General features: G+C 58.2%; 31 protein-coding genes, 1 tRNA gene and 1 pseudogene. 16 read left to right on the plus strand and 17 right to left on the minus strand.

Features of this window, described 5'->3' with window-relative positions; all coding sequences use genetic code 11:
• Positions 1–9 precede the first annotated feature (9 nt).
• Genes GOW04_RS14185 through GOW04_RS14195 form a run of 3 tightly spaced genes read right to left on the minus strand, consistent with a single transcriptional unit; the run spans position 10 to position 1,664 of the window.
• A complete protein-coding gene (locus tag GOW04_RS14185) occupies positions 10–771 on the minus strand; it encodes a DUF883 family protein (protein WP_171230042.1) in 762 nt (253 codons plus the stop codon).
• Entirely contained in the window at positions 764–1,162 is a 399-nt protein-coding gene (locus GOW04_RS14190) for a phage holin family protein (protein ID WP_171116901.1), read from the minus strand. Before GOW04_RS14190 ends, GOW04_RS14185 begins: the two co-directional genes overlap by 8 nt.
• Entirely contained in the window at positions 1,155–1,664 is a 510-nt protein-coding gene (locus GOW04_RS14195) for a hypothetical protein (protein WP_171232980.1), read from the minus strand. The genes GOW04_RS14190 and GOW04_RS14195 overlap by 8 nt, the downstream gene beginning before the upstream one ends.
• A 212-nt stretch (positions 1,665–1,876) precedes the next feature.
• Here GOW04_RS14195 and GOW04_RS14200 point away from each other — a divergent pair, with 212 nt between their 5' ends.
• The 3 genes from GOW04_RS14200 (at position 1,877) to GOW04_RS14210 (ending at position 3,514) form a co-directional block, all read left to right on the plus strand.
• Positions 1,877–2,074 (plus strand): CsbD family protein, encoded by a 198-nt coding sequence (locus GOW04_RS14200; RefSeq protein WP_171232981.1) that lies wholly within the window; start codon positions 1,877–1,879, stop codon positions 2,072–2,074.
• 95 nt (positions 2,075–2,169) lie between these two features.
• Positions 2,170–2,790 (plus strand): PRC-barrel domain-containing protein, encoded by a 621-nt coding sequence (locus tag GOW04_RS14205; RefSeq protein WP_171232982.1) that lies wholly within the window; start codon positions 2,170–2,172, stop codon positions 2,788–2,790.
• Positions 2,791–2,944: 154 nt separating this feature from the next.
• On the plus strand, positions 2,945–3,514 hold the full coding sequence (locus tag GOW04_RS14210) for a PRC-barrel domain-containing protein (RefSeq protein ID WP_171230037.1): 570 nt from the start codon (positions 2,945–2,947) through the stop codon (positions 3,512–3,514).
• An 87-nt stretch (positions 3,515–3,601) separates the two neighbouring features.
• Here GOW04_RS14210 and GOW04_RS14215 read toward each other — a convergent pair whose 3' ends face one another.
• A complete protein-coding gene (locus GOW04_RS14215; protein ID WP_171232983.1) occupies positions 3,602–4,351 on the minus strand; it encodes a Crp/Fnr family transcriptional regulator in 750 nt (249 codons plus the stop codon).
• A 63-nt stretch (positions 4,352–4,414) separates the two neighbouring features.
• Between GOW04_RS14215 and GOW04_RS14220 the strand changes: the two genes are divergently transcribed.
• A complete protein-coding gene (locus tag GOW04_RS14220) occupies positions 4,415–4,813 on the plus strand; it encodes a hypothetical protein (RefSeq protein WP_171232984.1) in 399 nt (132 codons plus the stop codon).
• 93 nt (positions 4,814–4,906) lie between these two features.
• Here the strand turns inward: GOW04_RS14220 and GOW04_RS14225 are convergent, their stop codons facing one another.
• Positions 4,907–5,098: a PLD nuclease N-terminal domain-containing protein gene (locus tag GOW04_RS14225; RefSeq protein WP_093961670.1), complete on the minus strand. Its 192-nt coding sequence runs from the start codon at positions 5,096–5,098 to the stop codon at positions 4,907–4,909.
• Between the two features lie 187 nt (positions 5,099–5,285).
• Here GOW04_RS14225 and GOW04_RS14230 point away from each other — a divergent pair, with 187 nt between their 5' ends.
• The gene (locus tag GOW04_RS14230; protein WP_171232985.1) at positions 5,286–6,140 is read left to right on the plus strand and encodes a formate/nitrite transporter family protein; all 855 of its coding nucleotides are present in this window, start codon (positions 5,286–5,288) and stop codon (positions 6,138–6,140) included.
• Positions 6,141–6,306: 166 nt separating this feature from the next.
• On the opposite strand, the gene GOW04_RS14235 is transcribed toward GOW04_RS14230, so the two are convergent.
• Positions 6,307–6,591 carry a hypothetical protein gene (locus tag GOW04_RS14235; protein ID WP_171232986.1) on the minus strand — a complete coding sequence of 95 codons (285 nt, stop codon included), beginning with the start codon at positions 6,589–6,591 and terminating at the stop codon, positions 6,307–6,309.
• 123 nt (positions 6,592–6,714) lie between these two features.
• Here GOW04_RS14235 and GOW04_RS14240 point away from each other — a divergent pair, with 123 nt between their 5' ends.
• The 4 genes from GOW04_RS14240 (at position 6,715) to GOW04_RS14255 (ending at position 9,623) form a co-directional block, all read left to right on the plus strand.
• Positions 6,715–6,876, plus strand: coding sequence for a DUF1328 domain-containing protein (locus GOW04_RS14240; RefSeq protein ID WP_171232987.1), 162 nt, complete (start codon positions 6,715–6,717; stop codon positions 6,874–6,876).
• A gap of 51 nt (positions 6,877–6,927) precedes the next feature.
• Positions 6,928–8,553 (plus strand): acetolactate synthase large subunit, encoded by a 1,626-nt coding sequence (locus GOW04_RS14245; RefSeq protein WP_171232988.1) that lies wholly within the window; start codon positions 6,928–6,930, stop codon positions 8,551–8,553.
• 70 nt (positions 8,554–8,623) lie between these two features.
• A complete protein-coding gene (locus tag GOW04_RS14250; RefSeq protein WP_170360286.1) occupies positions 8,624–9,124 on the plus strand; it encodes a Dps family protein in 501 nt (166 codons plus the stop codon).
• 124 nt (positions 9,125–9,248) lie between these two features.
• The gene (locus tag GOW04_RS14255; RefSeq protein ID WP_171116923.1) at positions 9,249–9,623 is read left to right on the plus strand and encodes a YidH family protein; all 375 of its coding nucleotides are present in this window, start codon (positions 9,249–9,251) and stop codon (positions 9,621–9,623) included.
• Here the strand turns inward: GOW04_RS14255 and GOW04_RS21980 are convergent.
• The 6 genes and pseudogenes from GOW04_RS21980 to GOW04_RS14285 form a co-directional block, all read right to left on the minus strand.
• Positions 9,620–9,886 (minus strand): annotated as a pseudogene (locus GOW04_RS21980) (transposase); the annotation flags it as partial. The gene GOW04_RS14255 and the pseudogene GOW04_RS21980 overlap by 4 nt on opposite strands.
• Positions 9,831–10,022 carry a hypothetical protein gene (locus GOW04_RS14265; protein ID WP_171232989.1) on the minus strand — a complete coding sequence of 64 codons (192 nt, stop codon included), beginning with the start codon at positions 10,020–10,022 and terminating at the stop codon, positions 9,831–9,833. The pseudogene GOW04_RS21980 and the gene GOW04_RS14265, both read right to left, overlap by 56 nt.
• Positions 10,023–10,032: 10 nt before the next feature.
• Positions 10,033–11,133: an AAA family ATPase gene (locus GOW04_RS14270; RefSeq protein WP_171232990.1), complete on the minus strand. Its 1,101-nt coding sequence runs from the start codon at positions 11,131–11,133 to the stop codon at positions 10,033–10,035.
• Positions 11,134–11,446: 313 nt separating this feature from the next.
• Positions 11,447–11,523, minus strand: a tRNA-Arg gene (locus GOW04_RS14275).
• Positions 11,485–12,021 (minus strand): GNAT family N-acetyltransferase, encoded by a 537-nt coding sequence (locus GOW04_RS14280; RefSeq protein ID WP_171233026.1) that lies wholly within the window; start codon positions 12,019–12,021, stop codon positions 11,485–11,487. The genes GOW04_RS14275 and GOW04_RS14280 overlap by 39 nt, the downstream gene beginning before the upstream one ends.
• Positions 12,022–12,333, minus strand: a complete 312-nt coding sequence (locus GOW04_RS14285; protein ID WP_152459136.1) for an ETC complex I subunit — start codon at positions 12,331–12,333, stop codon at positions 12,022–12,024.
• A gap of 157 nt (positions 12,334–12,490) precedes the next feature.
• Between GOW04_RS14285 and GOW04_RS14290 the strand changes: the two genes are divergently transcribed.
• The 6 genes from GOW04_RS14290 (at position 12,491) to GOW04_RS14315 (ending at position 17,327) form a co-directional block, all read left to right on the plus strand.
• Positions 12,491–12,748, plus strand: a complete 258-nt coding sequence (locus GOW04_RS14290) for a hypothetical protein (RefSeq protein ID WP_171232991.1) — start codon at positions 12,491–12,493, stop codon at positions 12,746–12,748.
• Between the two features lie 14 nt (positions 12,749–12,762).
• Positions 12,763–14,949: an excinuclease ABC subunit UvrB gene (gene uvrB / locus GOW04_RS14295; protein WP_171232992.1), complete on the plus strand. Its 2,187-nt coding sequence runs from the start codon at positions 12,763–12,765 to the stop codon at positions 14,947–14,949.
• Between the two features lie 75 nt (positions 14,950–15,024).
• Entirely contained in the window at positions 15,025–15,471 is a 447-nt protein-coding gene (locus GOW04_RS14300) for a Panacea domain-containing protein (RefSeq protein WP_171232993.1), read from the plus strand.
• Between the two features lie 46 nt (positions 15,472–15,517).
• Positions 15,518–16,003, plus strand: a complete 486-nt coding sequence (locus GOW04_RS14305; RefSeq protein ID WP_171232994.1) for a hypothetical protein — start codon at positions 15,518–15,520, stop codon at positions 16,001–16,003.
• A gap of 144 nt (positions 16,004–16,147) precedes the next feature.
• Entirely contained in the window at positions 16,148–16,855 is a 708-nt protein-coding gene (locus tag GOW04_RS14310; RefSeq protein ID WP_171232995.1) for an ORF6N domain-containing protein, read from the plus strand.
• Between the two features lie 43 nt (positions 16,856–16,898).
• Entirely contained in the window at positions 16,899–17,327 is a 429-nt protein-coding gene (locus tag GOW04_RS14315) for a hypothetical protein (RefSeq protein WP_171232996.1), read from the plus strand.
• A 5-nt stretch (positions 17,328–17,332) separates the two neighbouring features.
• On the opposite strand, the gene GOW04_RS14320 is transcribed toward GOW04_RS14315, so the two are convergent.
• The gene (locus GOW04_RS14320; protein ID WP_171233027.1) at positions 17,333–17,566 is read right to left on the minus strand and encodes a zf-TFIIB domain-containing protein; all 234 of its coding nucleotides are present in this window, start codon (positions 17,564–17,566) and stop codon (positions 17,333–17,335) included.
• Positions 17,567–17,723: 157 nt separating this feature from the next.
• A complete protein-coding gene (locus GOW04_RS14325) occupies positions 17,724–18,146 on the minus strand; it encodes an excalibur calcium-binding domain-containing protein (protein ID WP_171232997.1) in 423 nt (140 codons plus the stop codon).
• A gap of 142 nt (positions 18,147–18,288) precedes the next feature.
• On the opposite strand from GOW04_RS14325, the gene GOW04_RS14330 reads away from it, so the two are divergent.
• Positions 18,289–18,771 carry a pyridoxamine 5-phosphate oxidase gene (locus tag GOW04_RS14330; protein ID WP_171232998.1) on the plus strand — a complete coding sequence of 161 codons (483 nt, stop codon included), beginning with the start codon at positions 18,289–18,291 and terminating at the stop codon, positions 18,769–18,771.
• Positions 18,772–18,774: 3 nt separating this feature from the next.
• Here the strand turns inward: GOW04_RS14330 and GOW04_RS14335 are convergent, their stop codons facing one another.
• The 3 genes from GOW04_RS14335 to GOW04_RS14345 all read right to left on the minus strand — a co-directional run bounded on the left by GOW04_RS14335 (position 18,775) and on the right by GOW04_RS14345 (position 22,006).
• Positions 18,775–19,182, minus strand: a complete 408-nt coding sequence (locus GOW04_RS14335) for a universal stress protein (RefSeq protein WP_152459144.1) — start codon at positions 19,180–19,182, stop codon at positions 18,775–18,777.
• Between the two features lie 65 nt (positions 19,183–19,247).
• On the minus strand, positions 19,248–19,574 hold the full coding sequence (locus GOW04_RS14340) for an antibiotic biosynthesis monooxygenase (RefSeq protein WP_152459145.1): 327 nt from the start codon (positions 19,572–19,574) through the stop codon (positions 19,248–19,250).
• 143 nt (positions 19,575–19,717) lie between these two features.
• Positions 19,718–22,006 (minus strand): glycosyl hydrolase family 28-related protein, encoded by a 2,289-nt coding sequence (locus GOW04_RS14345; protein WP_171232999.1) that lies wholly within the window; start codon positions 22,004–22,006, stop codon positions 19,718–19,720.
• Positions 22,007–22,017 lie beyond the last annotated feature (11 nt).

The following is a 22,017-nucleotide window of genomic DNA, read 5'->3' on the forward strand; positions in this document are numbered from 1 at the left end:
GGGCGCGCTTCACTGACTGCGCAAAGCGTGAGAGGCCCGATCAGCCGCCTCATCCAGCCGTACACTTGCCGCAGCATGCAGCTTGTCCAGTTCTTCGTTCAAAACCCTTTGGGCCTGTCGCATCAGCTGATCGCGCCGATGGCCCAGCAGCTCGTCCTCCTTGCGAGTGTTGGGCAGCAGAGCACCAGCCAGAATACCTACGCCCAGCGCCAATGCGCCGGCCGCCAGCGGCTGATCATGGACGAAGGTCTGCGAGGCCTTCGTCGCCTTCCGCGCACGCTTCTCGACCGCTTGCTGCGCACCGATTGCGGCCTTGCGCGCTTCGATCACACGGGCACGGGCCTGGGGTGAGAGCTTGTCCAGACCACGATCCAAGGCGGCGGACAGCACGCTGGCAGATTGGCTGTGTTCAGTCATTCCGGTCATCTCCTGTTTCATGCGGCTGTCGGCGTCGGCGACACGCCGATCAAAGCCGTCGAAGGCCTGCTGCGGAGGTACGGCCTGGCGCGGGGATTGGGTGCTTTTTGAGCCAGACCCTGGACCCGCAACCAAAAGGGCTGCTCCTGCACCGAGCAGAGCAAAGGCGGCCGGGTTTTTTTGAGCCGAGGACCAGAGTTGCGCACCGATCTGCCCGCCATAGGCTTCGAGCGTCGATTTCGCCTCGTCTGCCAGGCGCGGCGGTGCCAGCGTATCCGACAGAGCATTCAGCGAGCGTGCAAGAGCGCTGCGTTCGTATGCGATCTGCGTTTCAAGAGGTGTCAGGTCAGACATGGGTCGACTCCTTCATCGCTTCGATGTCGCGCTGCAGGTTTTTCATGGCTTGCTCGGGGACCAGCGCGGTGGCGGACAAGCGGGACCGGCCAAAAAGCGCCAGGCACCCAGCAACCAGTGCTAAGCCCGCGCCAACGAGCAACGAGGCCATACCCACCGAAAAACCATTGGCGGCGATATACGCGACCAGGGATGTCGCCATGAGGTTCAGTGCGATCATCAAAAGGATCAGAGCAACGCCAAGGCAGGCCAGCCCTAAGCCCGCTCGCGTCAGGTTTCGGGACAACTCCTCCTTGGCAAGCTTTACCTCAGCCTGAAGCAAACCCGACAGATGTTTGAGCGCGTTTGCCAAAAGCCCCGGTGCAGATCGCAGATCGTTGGGGTTATGCATCGCGGCCACCATTCATTCGCGTCAACGCGCTGGTGTGGCCCGAGATATCGACCGAGGTACCATGCAGCAGCGACGGATCAATATCCCTAGGATCTGCACCAAAAGATGCGGATTGGGCCGCGCCCGTATTGCGCGCGCTCAGGAAACGGGCCGCAGCAAACCCGGCCAAGGCAGCCGATCCGACGAACAACAGCGGGTTTTCGCGGGCGAAATCAGACACCTTTCGGCTCATAATGGCCAAGTCGGCAGAACGGACTTGCCCAGCCACAGCTTCCATGTTGTCCGCAATCCTCGACAAGACCTGATGCTGCACCGATTGGTCGGGAAATGCATCGGCAGCTGCGTCGGCTGCATGAGCGGCGCTCTCAACCTCCTGCGCTGCGCTGTCCTTCAGGGATTCGGCCCGGGCCGAGGCCTCGGCGGTCACGGTGTCCTTGACCTTGCCGGCCAGATCCTGGGCATGGGCTTTTGCTTTCTCCGTGGTCTCAGTTCGACGTGGCATGCTTCGATCTCCTGTGTTGAGGTCTCGGTCACCCAACGCATGGCCGGCGAGATTGTTCCCAAGACCAGTTCGAACGCCACGGTGGACCCAGTTCGGATACCGTCAGATCACCCTTGCACGGTGTCAGTTGCAGAAAAAACGCCGCCGCCCGGAACCAGCTCGCGTTTGGCGCGTTTCACTGACAGCGACGAAGAAATCGAAAGGAATTTACGATGAACTGGAACCAAATTCTTGGACGCTGGACCGAATTCAAAGGCAAGCTGATCGAGCGTTTCGGCGATTTGACCGATGATGAGATCGAGCAAGCCCGCGGCGATCGCGAGCAACTGGAAGGCATCATCCAAAAGAAATACGGAGATTCGAAAGAAGACGTTCGGGAAATCGTGGATCGCCTGATGAAGGACATGTAGCCCAAAGGTGGATGCGCACATCGCGTGGGGTGGCATCAAGTCAATGGCGCCCCACAGACTCCCAAGATCGACCCCAACAGGTAATCACGAGCGCCATGAAACTGTCTGACCTCATCAACACGCCCGTTGTCCCAGCTGGAACCGACCACGCAATTGGTCGCGTTTCCGATATCGCCATTCGCGCTGGGCAGACCGAGTTGGAGTACGTCTTAGTCAATCTGAGCGTGGCCGGAGGGAATGACCCGGTGGCGTTCACCGCCGATACGCTCGAACTTGGTGCAAGCGAGGTAGTGTGCGCGTTATCCCAACACCAAGTGAATCATCTTCGACAACGGGAAGGAGGCGAGGTTCCCCTCGCAGTGGACATCAAGGGCCTACCGCCCCTGGTTGTAGGGCCGTTCGGCAACGCGATTGCGCCGGTTGTGATGGGAGCGGTCCTGAATGACGCTCTCGGCCAACGCCCCCAACCCACGCCACCTGCTAGCAACTTCCGATGGTTTACGAAGCTGCAGGGCAACCCTGCGTTTGACTCGACTGGTGAGTTGGGCAGATTCAAGGATATTGAGTTCGACCCTGACACCAAGGCTCTGCGGTTTCTCTTGATCGACGGGCGACCAGATATCCTGAGTTTTCCGTTCGCTGAGTTACGCAATATTCCCGACGACGAACACTACATGGTTCTGTCCAGATCTTCCGATCCGCTGCACCCGGTCTGAGGGTCTGGTCACGACTTGTCAAACCGCGCATTTGCGCGGTTTTTTCTTTTTAAAACAAATATTTTTGCATTTTTCTGGGAACAAGTCGCGGCGTCATTCGTTTGTTCAACAAGACCGCGGGAAACGCGGTCAGAACAGACCAAAGGAGTGAGCTATGAAACGTTTTCTGACCACAACTTCGATCGTTCTGGTGATGTCGGCATCGGCCTATGCAGAAAGCTCGAATGTCGAAGAAGTCGGCAAGAACCTGGAAGAGGCAGCCGAGGCAGCCGGTGATGCGCTGTCCAATACCGCGCAGGATATCAAGAACGCTGCGCAGAACACGGCGAAAGACGTCGACCAAGCAGCCGAAGCAACCGGTGAGTACATCAGCGAAAAAGCCGGTCAGATGGCCGATGCGGTTGACCCAACCACCATCGACATCAAGGGTTATGTCCCCGTTGCCCAAGGCACCATCCCGGCCGAAGATCTGACCGGCATGCGCGTCTATGACGTCTCGCAAGAGTGGATCGGCGAGATCGAAGAGGTCGTCGTCGACATGGACGGATCGGTAGATGGGGCCGTGATCGGCGTTGGCGGGTTCCTCGGCTTGGGGGAAAAGGATGTTCTGATCGATTTCTCGCGCGTGTCGCTGATGCGTGAAGTCAATGGTGACAACACCTATGCCTTCGTTCACGCTGACAAGGAGATGCTGAAGGATATGCCGGCCTACGAAGGGTCGTAAAACGGCTCCTCAGTCGCAAAGCATGTGATCAAGCCGTCGGCCGATTTTTCGGTCGGCGGTTCTTTAATTCCTGTCCATCCGCCACGTTTAGATCAGCGGGCGCGGAACGGCTTCGGTGATTTCGACCAAGCCAAGCTCGGCTAGACCCTCAAGATCGTTAATCTGCAGCACATTGTTGGACCATTCGGCCAGACCGAGATCCTTCAGCCGGCGCAGGGTCTTGTTCGTGTGAACCAGCGACAAGCCCAACGCATCCGCAAGATCCTGCTGCCGGTAGGGCAGCGGACACTGCAAGCCTTTGGCCAATCCGACAGCCTGCGACCTTGTGTAGAAGCGGTGCAGGCTCCACGCGATCTTCTCGATCGCGCCGCGCTGGCCGACTGTTGTCAGGGCGTCGCCCAGAAAATGCTCTTCGACGGCGGCCAGGAATGTCAGGTCAAAGGCGCGATCGGGCTGGTTCTGATATAACTCGAACAGCCGCGAGCGATTGAAAACGCACAGCCGCATCGCGGTTGTCGCTTCGACCGAGTGCCGCATCTCGCCCATGACGCCAGCCTGCAGCCCGACGAGATCGCCTGGAAGCACAAAGCCTATGACCTGCCTGCGACCGTTTTCGAGCGTTTTGTAACGAACGCCCATCCCGCTCAGAACCGTGAACAGATGCGCGGATTTCGCGCCCTCGATGAACAGTTGTGTTCCGGGTTCGGCCTGCATCTCACCGGTTTTGAAACCCTGCATGAATCGCAGGTCGTCTTCCGAGAACGGCAGGAAGACGTCCATCTGCCTCAGCGGACAGTCCCTACATGCGATCAGAGAATTTTTTCGTTGCTGTGTCATAGTTTATTGCGGCGCTGTGGGACTGCCCTAGGGTGGCATCGAACAGATTTCAGGATGGTATTTATGGAAGCCTCTTCCCGCAGCGTAGCAGATGTTTTGATTGTTACGGAAAACTTTATCGAAGCAGCGGACATCAGTGACGCCATCCCCGCAGTTCCAACCGATCGCATTGTCCATATCCGCGAGCTGCACGCGGGCGGGCATTTCTGGCAGGATCCCAAATTCGCCCCGGCCTTGAGCGTTCTGAGCTATCGCAGAAGTGAGACGTCATTTGACGCCGTCGCGCGGCTGTTGGTCGAACGCGGCAGTGCACTGTTGCTGTTGGACCCGTCCCCCGAGGTGCAAGCGCAATTTGAATGCGCGGCACTGATACGGCCTTTCACGGCCGCAGATCTTGCACGCAAGATCGCAGCCATTGATTTCAGTGGGAACGGCTTGAAGATCGGCGCTGATCCTGGGTGAACTGGCACAAGGCCCATTTCACCATCTATACAATTGACTCAAAAAAGCGCGGCCGATGCCGCGCTTTTTTTGTACCGACAATTTCCGCGCTGATCAGATCGCGCTGCGCGCTGCCTTCGGGCCAAAGATCAGCCAGCAGATGAATCCGATGACCGGAAGCAACAGAACGAAAAGGACCCACAGAATTTTTGCACCGGTCGTCGCAGACGAGCCGATGATCGAAATAATGGCCCAGATCGACAAAACCAGGACGATCAGACCGCCAATACCATATACTTCCACCATACCGAAGTTCCTTTCGAATTACTTGTCGTTGTTCCTACAAGGACACAACGCGATAGGTGGCTAAAAGTTCCCGACAAAGATCTGGGTGTGATCCCAGTTCTCGCACGAGGCTTGAGGATTTTTGCGCCTGATGGAACCAAAACGACCGGCAGAACGTTGGGTTTGAAGGTCGATACAAGGGGTCAAAATGTCCAATACACACAACGCGCCGCGAGACGATCTTGTCGAGAAAGAGAGTGAGCGCGAAGCGGTCGAAGAAGCGTCCGGGCTGTCTCCGCGCCTGATATTCGAGACCATCCGCCAAAACGGTGAGGAGGAACTGGACCGCCCGACCAAAGCGTTGTTCTGGTCCGGGATTGCCGCTGGAGTGCTGATCAGCTTTTCGGTGCTGGGCGAAGCGATCTTGCGGGCACATCTGCCCGAAACCAGCGGGCGCTTTCTGATCGAGAACCTGGGTTATTCCCTCGGCTTTGTCTTAGTCATCCTGGGGCGGATGCAGCTATTCACCGAGAACACGATTACGACCGTCGTTCCAGCCATGATAAATCCGTCCGTCGCGTGCTTCACCAAAACCGCGAGGCTGTGGGCAATCGTTCTGGGTGCCAATGTGCTGGGGGCGTTTGCGATATCTGCCTTCCTGATCTATACGCCAGTGTTGTCGCCCCAACTCGTCGCGGTCATCAACGACCTGAGCCACCACGCCACCGGCATGGGCGCCTGGGTTGGCTTTCTGCGCGGAATACCGGCGGGGATCCTGATTGCGGCGATCGTTTGGATGCTGCCTTCGGCACAGAACAACGAGGTGCTGGTCATCGTAATCTTCACTTGGATGATTGCGGCCGGCGACTTTACCCACGTCGTTGCCGGTTCGGTGGAAATGGCGGTTCTGATGCTTCAGGGGCAGTTGCCAGTAGGCACAGCCGTTTTCAGCTTTTTCCTGCCCGTTCTGGCCGGCAACATCATCGGAGGAACCGCTGTCTTCACGATGCTGGCCTATGCCCAGATCAAACCCGAAATAGAAGAAGACCCAAAGCGCGGCTGAGGCGCTTTGGGTCTTTGGGATGGCGGGTTGGTTGGCATGGCAGTGACGAATAGCGCTGTCAACGATTCCTGATGAAGAACCAGATCAGTAGACCGGCCAAACCCAAGCCGAGCATGGCCGGCAATACGTACTCGATGCCCATATCGGTCGCAAAGTATCGCGTGTTCTAACCGCGGTCCGCTTTGCGCAACGCGAGGCCCAGCAGGACACCCGCGCCCAACGCTCCGACCATAGCCAGACCCGGGTTCTCGCGCACGAATGCGGCGCCCTTCTCGGATGTGTGCGTCAGCTGCTTTTGCGCCTCGTCGCGCGCCGTCTTCAACGTGTCACGCGTTGCGGTTACGCCATCTTCCAACGCTGATTTGGCCTCCTTGGCCACTTCGTCGATCCGCGCCGCCATCTCTGCATGCGGAGTGTCCTGAGGGGTCTTCTTCGCCGTTTTCTGTGTCATGTCAGATCTCCTTTCATCAACCCAACGCGGGCGGTCGCCAATGGTTCCACCAAAATAACCCGGAACCAATCCGGGGTTCCAAGCGTTGACCCATCAGCAATCACAGAAATGAAAGGAAATCCCATGTTGTCTTGGGCGCTGATCTTTTTCGCACTTGCTATCGTTGCTGGCATCTTCGGGTTTGGCGGCATCGCGTCGGCCTCGGCCGGTATCGCGCAGATCCTTTTCGTGATCTTTCTGGTCCTGTTCATCGGTTCGCTGATCTTGCGGCTGATCCGTAGGTAAGCCCCCGCGCATCCGCAATCCCTGAAACAGTACCCCGAGGTTCAAAGCCCCATGAAAGATGCCGTCCATACCCAAACCGCCGCCGAATTGCTGGTTGCCTGCCTGGAAGCCAACGGCGTGACCTGTGCATTCGGTGTTCCGGGTGAGGAAACAACCGATCTGATCGCCGCAATCGACAAGTCGAGCATCGACTTCGTCCTGTGCCGGCACGAGCAGTCGGCGGCGTTCATGGCATCGGTTCATGGTCGATTGACGGGGAACCCCGCGGTATGCCTCTCGACACTTGGACCTGGGGCGACCAACCTTGTCACCGGTGTGGCTGACGCCACGCTTGACCATGTGCCGCTGATCGCCGTCACGGGGCAGGGTGCGCGGTCCAGGCTGGGCCGTGAAAGCCATCAGATCATCGATATCGAAGCACTCTTCGCGCCGGTCACCAAGTCGAGCCGAACGCTGATGGTCGCGGATGAAATCCCCCAAGTCGTGGCCGAGGCCGTGCGATTAAGCAAGCTCGACAAACCCGGAGCCGTCCATCTTTCCCTGCCCGAGGATCTGGCCGAGGTCCCGATTCTGGCCGAACCTTTCGTGGCGCCGCCCCCAGCCGAGGTGCGACCGGCGGCCGATGCGGTCATCCGTTCCGCGCGCCTGCTGGCCGAGGCGAAAAAGCCTTTGATTCTTGCAGGGCACGGGGTCATCCGATCTGGCACCGCAAGCGACGTTCGGGCACTTGCAGACAGCCTTTCTGCCCCGGTCGTCACGACATTCATGGCCAAAGGCGTTTTGCCTCCGGGGCACCCGCTCTCGCTGCATTCGATCGGTCAACCGGGCAAGGAGTTGGCGTCTGAAGCCTTCGACCTGTGCGACCTGATCATTGCCATCGGGTTTGACCCGGTTGAATATCCACCCTCGAACATCTCTATGGGCGGTAAGAAGCCGGTTCTCGAGATCTCGGATGTGGCCTCGACTGTTGATGTGGACTGGCCGGTAAAGGCCGCTCTGACCGGGGACCTTCCGCACTGCATCGACGTTCTGGCGAAGGCCTCGGCCGAACGTCCCGCACAAAGCTGGTTCAAAGGTCTCCAGCGGAAGATTGACGCCTCGCTGGAAGGTGGAGCAACAGCTTCCGATGCCGCCTGCATCGCGCCGTCGGACATTTGTCAGGCGATTTCCGAAACGCTTCGCGAAAGCGACGTTCTGTTGTCTGGCGTGGGCCTGCACAAACTTTGGGTCGCCAGCAAGGTTCAAGCACGCCGAGCGGGTCAGATCATCATTCCGAACGGCCTGGCCGGTATGGGCCTTGCGCTGCCCGGAGCGATCGAGGCGGCCCGTCTGTTGGACGAGGGTCGGGTGATCGCCGTTTGCGGTGATGGGGATTTCCTGATGAACGTTCAGGAGATGGAGACGGCGGCCCGTTTGTGCGTGCCCGTTACTGTTCTGGTCTGGGAAGACAACGGCTATAGTCTGATCGACGAAAAACAGCCTGGTGCGCGCGAGTTTTCCTTCGGCAATCCCGATTGGGAGTCGCTGGCCCGATCCTTTGGCTGGGTCTACCACGACATCGAAAGCCGCAGCAAACTTGCTCCTGCGCTGCAGGCTGCGGCCGACGTCGCCGTTCCAACCCTGCTGCGGGTTTCGGTCGACTATTCCGCTGATGGCGGGATGCCCACTGTCACCTGATTTTTTTCGTCGAAAGTGGAACAACGCCAGGCTTTGGGCGTTTCTTCCCCAGTAGAAAAAAGGAGTTGTCATGACCGACGCATTGAACGTTGTCCCGAACGAAAACCCCGTTTCCACTGGCGTGCGCGACACCGCACCCTTGGCCAAGGGTCTGGCTGATGTTCTGGCCGACACCTACCGGCTGACCTTCAAGACGCATGCGTATCACTGGAACGTGGAAGGCCCGCTGTTCTATTCGATCCACAAGCTGACCGAAGAACAGTACGAAAACATGTTCGCCGCCGCTGATGAGATCGCGGAACGCATCCGCGCGCTGGGACATCTGGCGCCCTCGCGCATGTCCGACATCCTGGATTTCTCGGCCATCAAGGATCGCGAAGGGGACCTGTCCGCCGCCGACATGATCGAAGATCTGGCTGCTGATCACGAGCGGGTGGCGCACCGCCTGCACGCCCTGACCGAGCTTGCAGGAAGCCGCAAAGACGTCGTGACCGAAGATCTGGCGACCGAACGTTCGGCATTTCATGAGCAGGCAGCTTGGATGCTGCGGGCGATCTCGAAATCAAGCTGACGCAGTGACCGGGCGCGTGTGTCGTTTTGCGGCCCAACTGTGCGCGTTTAAGGTCTTGGGCAGGCTTGCCGAAAAACCGGCAAGCCTGCACATTCCGATCTAGTGACTAGTCCAAAGGGCGGCAATGTCTGAAAAAAACACGAAAAGCCAAAACTTGGCCGAGGAGCGGACCGACTGGGCCGAAGACCGCACTATATTGGCAAATGAGCGTACGTTTGCTGGCTGGATGAGAACCGGAATGGCATGCGTGGCCATTGCCCTTGGCCTCAAGGCCGTATTTTCCGCCGTCGAACCCGAGTGGCTGGCGAAGGCTGCAGCCACTCTTTTTGTGTTGATCTCGCTGCTGATCTATTGGGGAGCGTGGATGAACGCCCGCCGCGTGTATTCCCGATTGGAAGCGCACAGCGCCCAACCGGCATCTCGCTTCCACTTGCAATTGGTTGTTGGAAGCCTGTCCCTCGGATCAATCGCATGTTGCCTTGTGTTGTGGCTTGTCTAATTGAGGCGCCTTGCGTGCCCCCGTCGGGTGGTACGGTTTGATTGTTGGTGCATCATTGGCCTCTGGTCCACCGGCACGATGCATTCTGGCGCGAGCGGACAGTAGCCCAGTGAGCTGTGTGGCCTGACGGTATTGTAGTGGACACGCCATTACTCGATCAGAATTCTGGCTTCCTTTAGGCCGTAGAATAGCTCGCCGTTGTGCAGTTCATCGCGGAACCGTGCGTTGAAGCAGTCGCAGCAGCCGTTTTCCCAAGGTGAGCGCATCGGCCTCCCACAGGATGTCCTCGAACCCCCATATCTTGATCGGATCGAGCCTATGGCGCTGATAGCGGGCGAAATGCAGATCACCAAGAACCACGAGGGTACCGGTTTGGTACGGAATGGTCACATGGGTCATGGCGGTCGCCTCAGTGCAGCAAGGGGCGCATCGCCAGCGCCTCGGCGCGGTCGAGCATCCGGGCGACGGTGCGCAGGCTCAGGCGGCCCTGCCTGACGGCACCGGTCTCGAAGAGTACGGCGAGTGCCTCGACAGCGGGCGCGGGAAGTCCACGGCGGGCGGCTTCGTTCATGGCGAAGTCCCTCAACTGCCCCGTGGTCAGGTCCGGCAGGTCCAGCACCACGCAGCGGCTCTGGAATGGTTCCGGCAGACCCTGCCTGCTGTTCGCCGTCATCACCCAGTTGACCCAGGACATGTCCATCTTGACCTGAAAGAACGGGCATTCCCAAGTCGCCGCCGTCATCCGCTCCAGCAGCGGCAGCAGGGCATCGGTCAGCGTATGGCGCGCGCCTTTGTTGGAGTGGACCTCGTCAGCCTTCTCGATCTCGTCAATGATGACCAGCGGCCCGGCATGCCGGCTGTTCAGGACCGTGTTGACCAGCTTGCCCGCATGGGCGCTGCCCCAGCCGCGCTGGGATCCGGTGAGCGCGAAGGACGCAGGCTCGCCCGTTGCGTCTATCCTGGTCGCAGGGACCTCCAGATAATGCGCCAGTCGCCGGGCCCAGAAGCTCTTGCCGATGCCGGGCGGGCCGTTCAGGACCAGCGGCGTGAACCGGACACCCGGCAGGCCCTGGCGCGCCGAGGCCCGCAGCCCGTGCCAGACGGCTTCGGTGGCGGGCGCCATCCAAGGCATCTCGGCATGCAGCGCAGCCGCGATCTCGTCCGCCTCGTGTTCGGAGGTGATGCGGGTGACCGGCAGCCCGCCACGCAAGGGCGTCAGCTTGGCGCGATTCTCCTCGCTCAGATGAGACAGGCCAGACAGGGCGTCCAGCCGCTGCACGTACCGGTGCGCGCGGCGCCTGATTTTCCGCCGCTCGGCCTCATTCAGATAGTCGAAGAACTGGTCCATCTTGTCGCGGTCGCCTTCATCGTCACCGGTCTGCGCCGCCTGGCGTTGCCTGCGGAGGGCGCGCAGGAATGTCTTCAGACGCCGCTCGACCTCGTGCAGCGTCGGCAGGTCGTCTTCGAAACGCAGCGCATGAAATGGAATCTTGGTGGTGGCACGGGGCATCGCAGAATCCTTTCGTGGCGCGACAGGGCTTGCCGCGCTGGTGTCCACACCGCCGGGGCGGGCGGGACTGATGGGTGTGAAAGGTTCCGGAACCTGTGGAACGATTAGGGAACACCTAACATGCTGCGTGTCAACGCATCCTGATTGGGTTGCGCCATCGAACCCGGCCGGAATGAACGAACCGCTACACGGCGCACAAGTTGTTGAAAGAACTGCGCTAAAAACAAAGCAGATTCGAGTTCAATTCAAAAAACCGTTTTTTGTCGCAAAAACGGACTTTGGATGTCGAACGTCAGAAATCGAAATTCGAGAATGGCGATCCCTGAAGGACTCGAACCCTCAACCTGCTGATTAGAAGTCAGCTGCTCTATCCAGTTGAGCTAAGGGACCGCTGCACCCTTCTTGCGGTTTTTGCGAGCGGGGTTCAAGAGCCAAGCGCATGAATGCGCTGTTCGGATCGTCACTGTACCCAAAGATCGGTCTGCAATAGGAATAACCCAACGCCTCGTAGAGCTTGCGAGCGGCATCATACTCTGGAAGATGCTCTGCCCCGGTTTCCAAAACCAAAGCTTCGACGCCTTCTGCGCGCGCCAGATCGGCCAGATGAGTCATCATGACACGCGCAAGTCCGCGCCCCCGTGCCTGTGCGAGGATATGCACCGACTTCACCTCGGCCGTGCCATCGGGCAACAGTTTCAAGGCGCCGCAGCCCAACGCCTGCTGATCGTCGTAAATCGCACAGAATCGAATACCCGGTCCGGCCAGTGATTCTGCGCTCATCGTATGGTTGCTTTCCGCAGGGCCGGCCGATTCGCTGTGGGCGAAGTGAGCTTCCACAATCGGGCGCAAAACGTCCGAGGTGGGGTCGGCCTCGCGAATTTCGATCATTCAGTGAGTCCAGGGGCCACGGCGGTCAGTGGCGAAGTTTTCTCCGTAACCGCGCGCGCGCAGGTTGGGTTTACGCTTGTGCGGCTCGCTGACCTGCGCATCGATGCCATTGTCCCTGGCATAATCCATCGCCTCTTTCTTGGTGTCGAATTTCAGGCGTATCTGGGTTTGCGTGTCGTTGGATGAAGTCCAGCCCATCAGCGGATCAACCTCACGTGCCGAAGCGGGGGCATATTCCAGAACCCATTTGCGGGTCTTGGCCATCCCTGAAGTCATCGCATTCCTTGCAGGCTGGTAAATCCGTGCGCGCATGTCGCCTCTCCGTACTCACTTGGCTGGACCTGTTTATGCGTCAGAGCGCAGCCCGGGACAAGACAACAATTGTCGCGGATCGTCGAAGCAAGCCAATGACAGAAACTGTCATCAGGGCCAACTATGATCTTCGACAAATCAGCCGAAGGACAAGCAGATGATCCATAGTGAATGCATTCTGGGCGTCGACGCGAACCCCGGGAACAACCGGGCGATGCCCTCGACCGAAGCCCATGCCGTGATCGCCGTCAAACCGATGATGACGAAAGCTCTCGACGGCGAACTTGCCGCGTTGGCCGGCAAGGTTGGTTCGGATCACGATCCGGATGCGTATCTGCCCAGTGTTGAAACTTGGGGATTTGTACCGGATCAGCCCTTGCAGTTGGACAAAATAAGAACAAATGTAAGGGCCTGATCCGGAGCCTGCCCATGCCATACGCCCATTCCGACAAGACCCAAATGACAACCGAAGATGTTCGGACCCGCCTGAAACTGGAAGGCGGCAAACGGTTTGTCATGCATACGGAGTTCGCCCCCGCAGGAGACCAGCCAACCGCAATCAAGGAACTTGCAAGCGGCATTCTGGATGGAGAGCGCGATCAGGTTCTGTTGGGGGCGACCGGTACGGGCAAAACCTTCACCATGGCCAAGGTGATCGAGGAAACCCAGCGCCCGGCCATCATCCTCGCCCCCAACAAGACATTGGCGGCGCAGCTATATGGCGAGTTCAAAGGCTTCTTCCCGGAAAACGCGGTCGAATATTTCGTCTCCTACTACGACTACTACCAGCCCGAGGCCTATGTCGCGCGGTCGGACACGTATATCGAGAAGGAATCGCAGATCAACGAACAGATCGACCGGATGCGCCACTCGGCTACGCGGGCGCTGCTGGAACGGGATGACGTGATCATCGTGGCCTCGGTGTCGTGCATCTACGGTATCGGCTCGGTCGAGACCTACGGGGCGATGACACAGGATCTGAAGGTCGGACACGAATACGACCAGCGGCAAGTGATGGCCGATCTGGTGGCCCAGCAATACCGCCGCAACGATCAAGCCTTCCAGCGCGGCAGCTTCCGGGTGCGGGGCGACAGCCTTGAAATCTGGCCCGCCCACCTTGAGGATCGCGCCTGGAAATTCTCGTTCTTCGGTGAGGAACTGGAAAGCATCACCGAATTCGATCCGCTGACCGGCGAGCGCGCCGCGACAATGGAACAGGTGCGCGTCTATGCGAACTCGCACTATGTCACGCCGAAACCGACGATGCAGCAGGCCATCATCGGCATCAAAAAGGAACTGCGCCAGCGGCTGGATCAGCTGGTGGGCGAGGGCAAGCTGCTCGAGGCGCAGCGGCTGGAACAGCGTACCAATTTCGATCTCGAGATGCTCGAGGCCACCGGCGTCTGCAACGGGATCGAGAACTACTCGCGCTACCTCACCGGCCGCGCGCCGGGTGAGCCGCCCCCGACCCTGTTCGAATTCATCCCCGACAACGCCATCGTCTTCGCCGACGAATCCCACGTCAGCGTTCCGCAGATCGGCGGCATGTATCGGGGCGACTATCGCCGCAAGTTCACCCTGGCCGAACACGGGTTCCGCCTGCCGTCCTGCATGGACAACCGACCTTTGAAGTTCGAGGAATGGGACGCCATGCGCCCGCAATCCGTCTTTGTCTCGGCCACCCCCGCGAAGTGGGAGATCGAACAGACCGGCGGCGTCTTCACCGAACAGGTGATCCGCCCAACGGGCCTTTTGGACCCCGAGGTCGAAATTCGCCCCGTCGAGATGCAGGTCGACGACCTGCTGGACGAGGTGCGCAAGGTCGCGGCCAATGGCTTCCGCACGCTGGTCACCACGCTGACCAAACGCATGGCCGAGGACCTGACCGAATATCTGCACGAACAGGGCATAAAAGTCCGCTACATGCACTCGGACATCGACACGCTGGAACGGATCGAGATCCTGCGCGACCTGCGGCTGGGCGCATTCGACGTGCTGGTCGGCATCAACCTGCTGCGCGAAGGGTTGGACATCCCCGAATGCGGGCTGGTCGCCATTCTGGATGCGGATAAAGAGGGCTTCCTGCGCTCGGAAACCTCGCTGATCCAGACCATCGGCCGCGCCGCGCGGAACGCCGAAGGCCGCGTGATCATGTATGCCGACAAGATCACCGGCAGCATGGAGCGCGCGCTGGAGGAAACCAACCGCCGCCGCGCCAAGCAGATTGCCTATAACGAGGAACACGGCATCACCCCCGAGACGGTGAAGAAGAATGTCGAGGACGTTCTGGCCGGTCTCTACGAAGGCGATGTGGACATGAACCGCGTCACCGCCACCATCGACAAACCGATGCACGGCGCCAATCTTGAGGCCCATCTGGACGGGTTGCGCGAGAAGATGCGCAAGGCGGCCGAGAACCTGGAATTCGAAGAGGCCGCCAACATCCGGGATGAGATCAAACGTCTGGAAGCGGTCGACTTGGCCGTCGCCGACGACCCCATGGCGCGCCAATGGGCGGTCGAGAAAGCCTCGGAAGACGCAGTGAAATCACGTGGACGGTCAACGGCCGGCAGGCCGGGGCAGCGGGGTAGGAATGTGAAGCGAAGGAAGCGGTAGTAAGGTCAAAAGTTCATTGTATGTTCACAAAAATCGTGCATTGAATAGTTGTAACGGGTACATTAGCTAAAAAATATGCATGACGCTCGATACATAGCAAACAGGTTCATCGAACTTGCTCGTCAAGATGGTAACGTCCTGACGCCTATGCAGCTATTGAAACTGGTCTACATTGCGCACGGCTGGATGCTCGGCCTGTACGGCGTGCCTCTCATTCGCGATAGAGTAGAAGCATGGAAATTTGGGCCTGTAATACCCAAGCTGTATCATGCAGTTAAGCACTGCAAAGATGGACCTGTTATCCAAACTCTCAACGTAGTCGAAGAAGAGTTGGTGCCAGCAGAAGAGACTCTTTTGCAAGAAGTCTACGAAATTTACGGGGATATATCTGGAGTAGGCCTGTCCAACCTGACTCATCAGGCCGGCACTCCTTGGGATCGCGTCTACGTCGAAGGTATTAGCAATATTCCAATATCAAATGACATTGTGCAAGAACACTACCACGCATTATCTGAAGCCTAGGCAGATTTAATTGACGTCGCCTTCAAAGAACGATCTTGAACAGTCAATGAACGAGCTTCGTGCGAGGCTGGCGACTCTTAGGGACTTCCGGAGCGTCCCGAATGAGCGCCCAACCGAAGCCGTCGATAGTAAAGCTGATCAAGAAGCTGCCGCCTTGGCTAGCGGGCAGTATGGTTCCATTGAGAAATTACGCCAAAAGGCCGAAACCCAAACTATTGTCGAGACCAATCGAGATCTAAAAGCCAATCGGCGGCTTAGGTGGCGATATGCCACTTGGGTATTTAGATACTTAGTCTACTATTCGATTGTCGTAGCAGGATTGATTTTCTTAAATGCCATTGGAGAATTCCATTTTCCTTATTGGTTTACCGAGAAAAATGCGTCTGACGGTTCGTCATCCATCGAGTTGCTATGGACAAGCATTTCATTTTCGATTCCCGAAAGTACGCTGACGACACTAGTTGGAAGTACGGCCGTCTCCGCCATTGGGTTAGTTTTGGCAGTTACCCACGGACTTTTTGGAAAGAAGTGAGCAGATTCTGAAAGATTTTTCTACGCCTCGTGATGGCCATCCGCACGCCCCTTCTTGCTTAGTGTTAGCATACACTCCGCCCTTGCACCCCGCCCCACCCTCCTCCACGTTTGAAATCACAGATTGTGATTCCAAACGGCTGCCATGACGAACCCTAACACCCTGCCCAGCACGCATGAGGTCCAAAGCGCCATTCACCGGGTGCGCGGCACCCGTGTGGTGCTGGCCGAGGATCTGGCGCGGTTCTACGGAAAATCCGTCAGCGCCTTCAATCAGGCCGTCTCGCGCAACAAGGACCTGTTCGAAGGCTACCGCTTTCAGCTGACCGACGCCGAGGTGGCCGATTTGACATCACAGAATGTGATTTCAAAACCCAAGGGCCGCGGTGGGCGGCGGGTCAATCCGTGGGTTTATACCGATTACGGCGTGGCCATCGCCTCGACCCTGTTCAAGGACCCGCGCGCGATCAAGATCACCCGCATGATCACCGAGGCATTCGTCGACGGCGCCAACGCCCTGACCGAAACCCCACGCAGCGCGCCCGAGATCCTGCCGCCCGAAGGCACCCCCGCCCCGTTGCTGCCCAATGGAGATCAGTTGCGGGCGCTGGCCGAAAACATCCTCGATTCCGGGCAGCAAAGCCTTGTCGATTATATCGCCAACCCCACCACCAAGCGCCAGCAGGCGGTGGTGGTGATCATGAAGACCCTGGCCGAAACCGCAGGCGAAGAGGTGCGCACCCAGCACGAGCGTCTGCGCCTGCGCATCGCCGAACGGTTGGCCGCCGGCGATTATGCCGATGATGACGACCGCAAGGGGTTGCTGGAACTGCTGAATGCGATGAAAGGCTGACGCAGCCCTTGCCCCGGACCTTTCGGCCGCTAGACTCCGCCCCATGCGCGTTGTCCTGTTATCACTGACCCTCGGCACACCCGCCGCCGCGTGGGAAGCAACGGTGGGCCAGATCTGCACCCTGTCACACATGACGGACACGGCAGAGATATTCCTGACCTATGACCCGGCAAAACCGCTCTATACCCTGTCCGTTACCCGCAAGACCGAAGGTTGGACCAACACCCCATGGTTCGCGATGCGGTTCGAGGGGCCGAACCCCATCGAAATCGCCACTCCGCATCATGTTCTGTCCGACGGTGCATCGATGCTGACAGTCGCCGATACCGGATTTGGAAACGTGCTAGACGGGCTGGAATACAACCGAACCGCTTATGCGTTTACGCAGGACAGGGTGAGTGAATTTCCCTTGGACGGTGCAGCGCCCCAGGTTCGCATTTTCCGCGAATGTGCCGGGGCTCAGCTGTCCTGACCGGGTCAGAAATCGAACAGATCTTCCAGAAAGCCGCCACGCTTCTTTTTCTTGCGATAGCCGTGATCCGCCCGGTCATCGTAGCCGGGTTGTGGCGAAGAATACGCCGTCGACCGATCGATGATCTTGTCCAGTTCGCCCCGATCCAGCCAGACACCTCGGCATTGCGGACAATAGTCGATTTCAACCCCGTTTCTGTCCGTGATGACCAGTTGAGTTCCGTCAATCGGGCATTGCATCATACGATCTCCTGTTTTGCCATCCATATGAGATGGGGTTGATCCGCTGCATTGCCATCCCTCTGTGACATGACGCCCGTTCGCTTGGGTCAAGCTGGATGACACAGGCAACCGGCCCCGGCCCCAGCAGGTTTTCCGGACTTCGCGATTACAACCGTCAGGGGCGCACGAACTTGGCCGTTCCAAGAGACCGCTGTTGCGGTTCGGGAGTGTTGTGAACTGGCGGCGCAGTTGCCCGGGGCGGGCTGGCGGCGCCACAGGCGACCCCGTCGCCATCCGGGTCATTGCGCTTGTGATAACCCGCCTGCCCCTCGTAAAACGGCCCCACTCCCAGCGACTGCGTCGCATCACAACCTGCTAATGCGATCAGGTGGATCACCGCTTCTTCCCGCTCAAATTCGGACAGGCGCAGAAAAACACCCGTGGCGATCAGCACGGTGGTCAGCGGCAACAACAGAACCATGACCAGTATGCGTAGCGGAGACAGCGCGTGCCTGCGCGTCGCCTCTGCGCGCCGGTGTCGTCTGGACGGCCGCGGCTTCGGATCGGGCGTATCCTGCGAGGGTTTCTTGAACAGCATTGTCTGATCTGTAACGTCGATTTGTGGCAAAGCCGAGGCAATCCCATATCGCTGAGGTAAAACAAATGGCGCAATCCATTTCAGGCACTTAAGGTGACAGGGAACCGTCATTTGCCCGATTTTTTGCTGCCGAACCGATATCGTGACCCAATCCGATCCCTATCAGACGCCTGACGCAGCGGCGCGCTTGCAAGCACAAGACCTTCTCTTTCAGGCCAAATTTGCCGCACTGGCCTTTCTGCACCCTGACACCGGGTTGCCGTCTGTCTCGCGGATCGCGCTGGCCGCAGATGAAGCAGGTTGCCCTGTCTCTCTGATTTCAACCCTTGCGGAACACACGCGCGCGCTGAGCACTTGCCCCAACTGCGCCCTTCTGATCGGAGAGCCCGCAGACAAGGGCGACCCGCTGACCCATCCGCGCCTGACATTGCACGTGATCGCTCAGCCGGTTCACCGGGACATGGCAGGCTATGGTGACTTGCGCGACCGGTACTTGGCGCGACGGCCCAAAGCGAAACTCTATATCGATTTCGCCGATTTCGGACTGGTCCGGTTCGCCATTCAGGACGGTCTTTTGAACGCCGGATTTGGCAAGGCCTATCGCCTTACCGCACAGGATTTCTAGCCATCAGCGGACCACATGCACGGCACATCCCGCATGACGAACGACATGAGACGCGGTAGAGCCCAGAAGCAGGTCCTGCATCCCCGGCCGGTGGGACGCAATTATGATCAGATCGGGCTTGTTCGCCTCGGCCCAATCCAGAATGGTCCGGCCGGAATGTCCCTCGATCACCAAACCCTTGGCATTCGGCAGCTGCGATGCCAGTTCATCCAGTTCTGTCTGAATCGCCTTACGCGCCTCTGTCAGATATTCGGACGGCATATACGAGATTGCATAGTTTGGAATATGCTCGACCACATGCAACAATGTCACCTGCGCGTCTGGCGTGGCCAGAATCTGGGCCAGCTTCAAAGGCCCGGATGTATCTCTTTCAGCATCGAACGAGATGGGGACCAGAATGTTGTGATACATGATGTGAGCCTCCATTTTTGCAGGCTAACTTTGAAACAGATATGAATTGCAGGCTTTGATTCAGGTCAGGAACTGCCGAATGTCTCAGCGACGTCATACATGACCGGCTCAAAGCTTTTGCAGAGTTCGTTGATCTTGCGATTGCGATCGCGCATTTCCGGCGTGCGCAGCATGGCAAGGAAATCTTCGCGGCGCTCCCATTGCGAATAGTTTGCTATTCGGGTTTGTGCGTCATTGACGTGCAGCCCGGCGGAAACGAAACCTGGCTGCTTCGAAATGAACTCGGCATAGGCATCCGTCAGAGCTTCCAGAAGGTCCTGGCAGGTGCCAGGCGTCATTTCAAAGGTCGTGATAACTGTTTGAACACTGGCGTTTTTGGCGATTTTCAGCATCGGGATTCTCCACTTTCTGTCCCAAGCCTAACACATGAAAATGAAACGTAGCCTATTTCCTGCCGACCGTGCAAACCGGGTCAGTCATTTACGGTCAGATCAGAGTGAAATAGCCACCCTTTTCGGGGTGGCCAGACAGCCTTTTAACGTTCCATGCGCATCAGAACCGAGGCCGTACCTTTCACATGCTCAGGCCAACGCAACAGAAAAATGTCGCCTGTCGCCCCCTGTTCGACCTCAACATGAGGCGCACTGAAGACATGGTTGTTGAACACCCCTGAAAGCACACCGATCGTCGCAACCCCATCGCAGCCTCGTGCCTTGCCGTCGAAAGGCAACTGCCCGTTTGCCGAAACAGGCCAAAGATTGGACACCGAGTGCTGCGTATAGCGAACCCTCAACGGGTTTGCGGATTTCCTGGTTACGCCATGATACGTATTGTTCTGGAAAGTCACGTTCGTGTGCCTGTCTTTGTTCAAGTCGGCGAAGGTTGTATCTACACGTTCCGCTCGAAAGATCCCACCGCTCGTGGCACGAAACTTGTTGCCGGTCACGACCAGGCCATTGAGAAAATGCCCGGGCCCATAGGGGCGAATGACGATGAAACTAAACCAGGACGGGGCCTGACTAGAATAAAAGATGTTGTCCGTGATGCTCATCGCACTGAACGAAAAACCACTCGTGTATGTCGGCGACGGGTCGCGTTCATTCGTCCATTCGATGAAACAGTTGTCGACATAATTCTCGGCGATAGTGGAACTGTTGTAGGTGCCAATCATGATCAAACCGGCCGTACGCACACCTTGCGGGATGCTATCGCCCTGAAAGACATGGTTGCCCAGAATCATGTTGTTGTCACCGCCCAGAACAGCGAAATGTCTGAAACGCACGGCTCGGTTGTGGCGCAGCTTCACATCGTTTGAATTGGTATTCAACGCAATGGAATACCGGTCCGTAACGACAAGGGCTTCTTCTGCTGACAGGAACTGGCAATTGTCGATCAGCATGCCCTTGCACCCCGTTCCGGTCGACGTGATCCCCCGGTCTTTCGGGCGGCTGACAAAACAGTCGTTCAACGAAAATGTACTGCCGGCGGCCGCCAAACGAATTCCGCTGCATCGGCTGTTGCATTGAAATTCGATCTGCTCCATGCCGAATTTTCGAAGCGTGCTGAAGCCGCTGAAATCCAGCAGGTACTTGAATGAATAGAACGAAAAGGACTGGGTCCCCGACGCCCCCACAAGGGGCGCGCTCAGTGTGATCTCACCCGCACCGACGTTCTTTGACCGTACATAGATTTCACGCCCGACTCCGCTGCCGGCAACGTAGGACCCGACGGGAATGTTGGCGACATTCGCGACATTGGTCAGACGCGTTTTGTCCGACGGATCATAGGTCGCAGTCGAGGTGAACGTTTCCGTATCCCAAGCCGAACTGCTTTTGACGTCAAACTGACCATTCCGGATCACGCGGCGGGTTGAAAAACCACTCTGCTTGTTGGGAACCGCTGCGGCCATGTCGATCGGCGCGGTGACGGAAATCTTGCGACCACCCAAATCCAGCGAGTCATGATCCGAATTGTTCAGAAGGGCCTGAAACGCTTTTTTGAACGCCAGTTCTTCGTCTCCGAAAGCCGAAATGTAAGCCGGCAGATGGAAATCCTTTGTCAGCAACAGCATCTTGTCATCCGGCATGGTAACTGTGCCTTCAAAGTCCATTTCGGAGGTCATACTGGTGTTTTCGGCCAGATGATAAGTCCCTTGCGGAACGTAAACCCGACGGCCACCCGCCGCCTGATCGGTCGCTTCAAACGCAGCTGAATCATCCGTCACACCGTCGCCGATGGCCCCAAAGTCGCGCACATCCACAACACTGATCATCTCACGCAGGAAAACACCGGTGACATCCGTGATCTCCAGGTCGTCGACACGCACCAGCGCCCCATTCGCGCCCTCAATATCCAGACCGAAATGGCCATACAGGGCGGCCAGCCCCCAAGGCATGTCCACGCCGGGGCGTTTGCCGGTTCCGACAATCGCCGTTACTTCGTGCACGCTTCCATAGCCCGACAACTGTGTTGCGGGCCCCTGCTCCACGACACCTGCCACATGCGTGTCCCCTGCGCCCCCGGCCCAGGCCGCTATGCGCACCGACGGCAAAGGGCCGCTGATCGCCTTGACCCGCGCTTTGATCTGCAAATAGCAACCGGGCAAAATCGGCGTCTGGCCCATATACCGAAGCTGTTGGGTGGTTTGGACTTTCAGGATCTCCAGACAGCCACCAAAATCGGCATCCGCAGGCACGAAAACCCCCGTGCCGGATCCGCCATATGTGGGCGAGCCGGGCGTTCCGTCCCCCGCAGACCAAACGGTCAGGCCATTCGCGAATTGAGGCGGCATGAAGACGATGCCGTCAGTGATTGCCTTGTTCATTGAAAACCCTT

It is taken from the genome of Ruegeria sp. HKCCA4812, from assembly GCF_013034245.1.
Taxonomy (GTDB): domain Bacteria; phylum Pseudomonadota; class Alphaproteobacteria; order Rhodobacterales; family Rhodobacteraceae; genus Ruegeria.

Excerpts from the sequence above, each read along its gene's own strand:
- GOW04_RS14185 (WP_171230042.1), bottom strand. The coding sequence starts at position 771 with ATGTCTGACCTGACACCTCTTGAAACGCAGATCGCATACGAACGCAGC.
- GOW04_RS14190 (WP_171116901.1), bottom strand. The coding sequence starts at position 1,162 with ATGCATAACCCCAACGATCTGCGATCTGCACCGGGGCTTTTGGCAAAC.
- GOW04_RS14195 (WP_171232980.1), bottom strand. The coding sequence starts at position 1,664 with ATGCCACGTCGAACTGAGACCACGGAGAAAGCAAAAGCCCATGCCCAG.
- GOW04_RS14200 (WP_171232981.1), top strand. The coding sequence starts at position 1,877 with ATGAACTGGAACCAAATTCTTGGACGCTGGACCGAATTCAAAGGCAAG.
- GOW04_RS14205 (WP_171232982.1), top strand. The coding sequence starts at position 2,170 with ATGAAACTGTCTGACCTCATCAACACGCCCGTTGTCCCAGCTGGAACC.
- GOW04_RS14210 (WP_171230037.1), top strand. The coding sequence starts at position 2,945 with ATGAAACGTTTTCTGACCACAACTTCGATCGTTCTGGTGATGTCGGCA.
- GOW04_RS14215 (WP_171232983.1), bottom strand. The coding sequence starts at position 4,351 with ATGACACAGCAACGAAAAAATTCTCTGATCGCATGTAGGGACTGTCCG.
- GOW04_RS14220 (WP_171232984.1), top strand. The coding sequence starts at position 4,415 with ATGGAAGCCTCTTCCCGCAGCGTAGCAGATGTTTTGATTGTTACGGAA.
- GOW04_RS14225 (WP_093961670.1), bottom strand. The coding sequence starts at position 5,098 with ATGGTGGAAGTATATGGTATTGGCGGTCTGATCGTCCTGGTTTTGTCG.
- GOW04_RS14230 (WP_171232985.1), top strand. The coding sequence starts at position 5,286 with ATGTCCAATACACACAACGCGCCGCGAGACGATCTTGTCGAGAAAGAG.
- GOW04_RS14235 (WP_171232986.1), bottom strand. The coding sequence starts at position 6,591 with ATGACACAGAAAACGGCGAAGAAGACCCCTCAGGACACTCCGCATGCA.
- GOW04_RS14240 (WP_171232987.1), top strand. The coding sequence starts at position 6,715 with ATGTTGTCTTGGGCGCTGATCTTTTTCGCACTTGCTATCGTTGCTGGC.
- GOW04_RS14245 (WP_171232988.1), top strand. The coding sequence starts at position 6,928 with ATGAAAGATGCCGTCCATACCCAAACCGCCGCCGAATTGCTGGTTGCC.
- GOW04_RS14250 (WP_170360286.1), top strand. The coding sequence starts at position 8,624 with ATGACCGACGCATTGAACGTTGTCCCGAACGAAAACCCCGTTTCCACT.
- GOW04_RS14255 (WP_171116923.1), top strand. The coding sequence starts at position 9,249 with ATGTCTGAAAAAAACACGAAAAGCCAAAACTTGGCCGAGGAGCGGACC.
- GOW04_RS14265 (WP_171232989.1), bottom strand. The coding sequence starts at position 10,022 with ATGACCCATGTGACCATTCCGTACCAAACCGGTACCCTCGTGGTTCTT.
- GOW04_RS14270 (WP_171232990.1), bottom strand. The coding sequence starts at position 11,133 with ATGCCCCGTGCCACCACCAAGATTCCATTTCATGCGCTGCGTTTCGAA.
- GOW04_RS14280 (WP_171233026.1), bottom strand. The coding sequence starts at position 12,021 with ATGATCGAAATTCGCGAGGCCGACCCCACCTCGGACGTTTTGCGCCCG.
- GOW04_RS14285 (WP_152459136.1), bottom strand. The coding sequence starts at position 12,333 with ATGCGCGCACGGATTTACCAGCCTGCAAGGAATGCGATGACTTCAGGG.
- GOW04_RS14290 (WP_171232991.1), top strand. The coding sequence starts at position 12,491 with ATGATCCATAGTGAATGCATTCTGGGCGTCGACGCGAACCCCGGGAAC.
- uvrB (WP_171232992.1), top strand. The coding sequence starts at position 12,763 with ATGCCATACGCCCATTCCGACAAGACCCAAATGACAACCGAAGATGTT.
- GOW04_RS14300 (WP_171232993.1), top strand. The coding sequence starts at position 15,025 with ATGCATGACGCTCGATACATAGCAAACAGGTTCATCGAACTTGCTCGT.
- GOW04_RS14305 (WP_171232994.1), top strand. The coding sequence starts at position 15,518 with ATGAACGAGCTTCGTGCGAGGCTGGCGACTCTTAGGGACTTCCGGAGC.
- GOW04_RS14310 (WP_171232995.1), top strand. The coding sequence starts at position 16,148 with ATGACGAACCCTAACACCCTGCCCAGCACGCATGAGGTCCAAAGCGCC.
- GOW04_RS14315 (WP_171232996.1), top strand. The coding sequence starts at position 16,899 with ATGCGCGTTGTCCTGTTATCACTGACCCTCGGCACACCCGCCGCCGCG.
- GOW04_RS14320 (WP_171233027.1), bottom strand. The coding sequence starts at position 17,566 with ATGCAATGCCCGATTGACGGAACTCAACTGGTCATCACGGACAGAAAC.
- GOW04_RS14325 (WP_171232997.1), bottom strand. The coding sequence starts at position 18,146 with ATGCTGTTCAAGAAACCCTCGCAGGATACGCCCGATCCGAAGCCGCGG.
- GOW04_RS14335 (WP_152459144.1), bottom strand. The coding sequence starts at position 19,182 with ATGTATCACAACATTCTGGTCCCCATCTCGTTCGATGCTGAAAGAGAT.
- GOW04_RS14340 (WP_152459145.1), bottom strand. The coding sequence starts at position 19,574 with ATGCTGAAAATCGCCAAAAACGCCAGTGTTCAAACAGTTATCACGACC.
- GOW04_RS14345 (WP_171232999.1), bottom strand. The coding sequence starts at position 22,006 with ATGAACAAGGCAATCACTGACGGCATCGTCTTCATGCCGCCTCAATTC.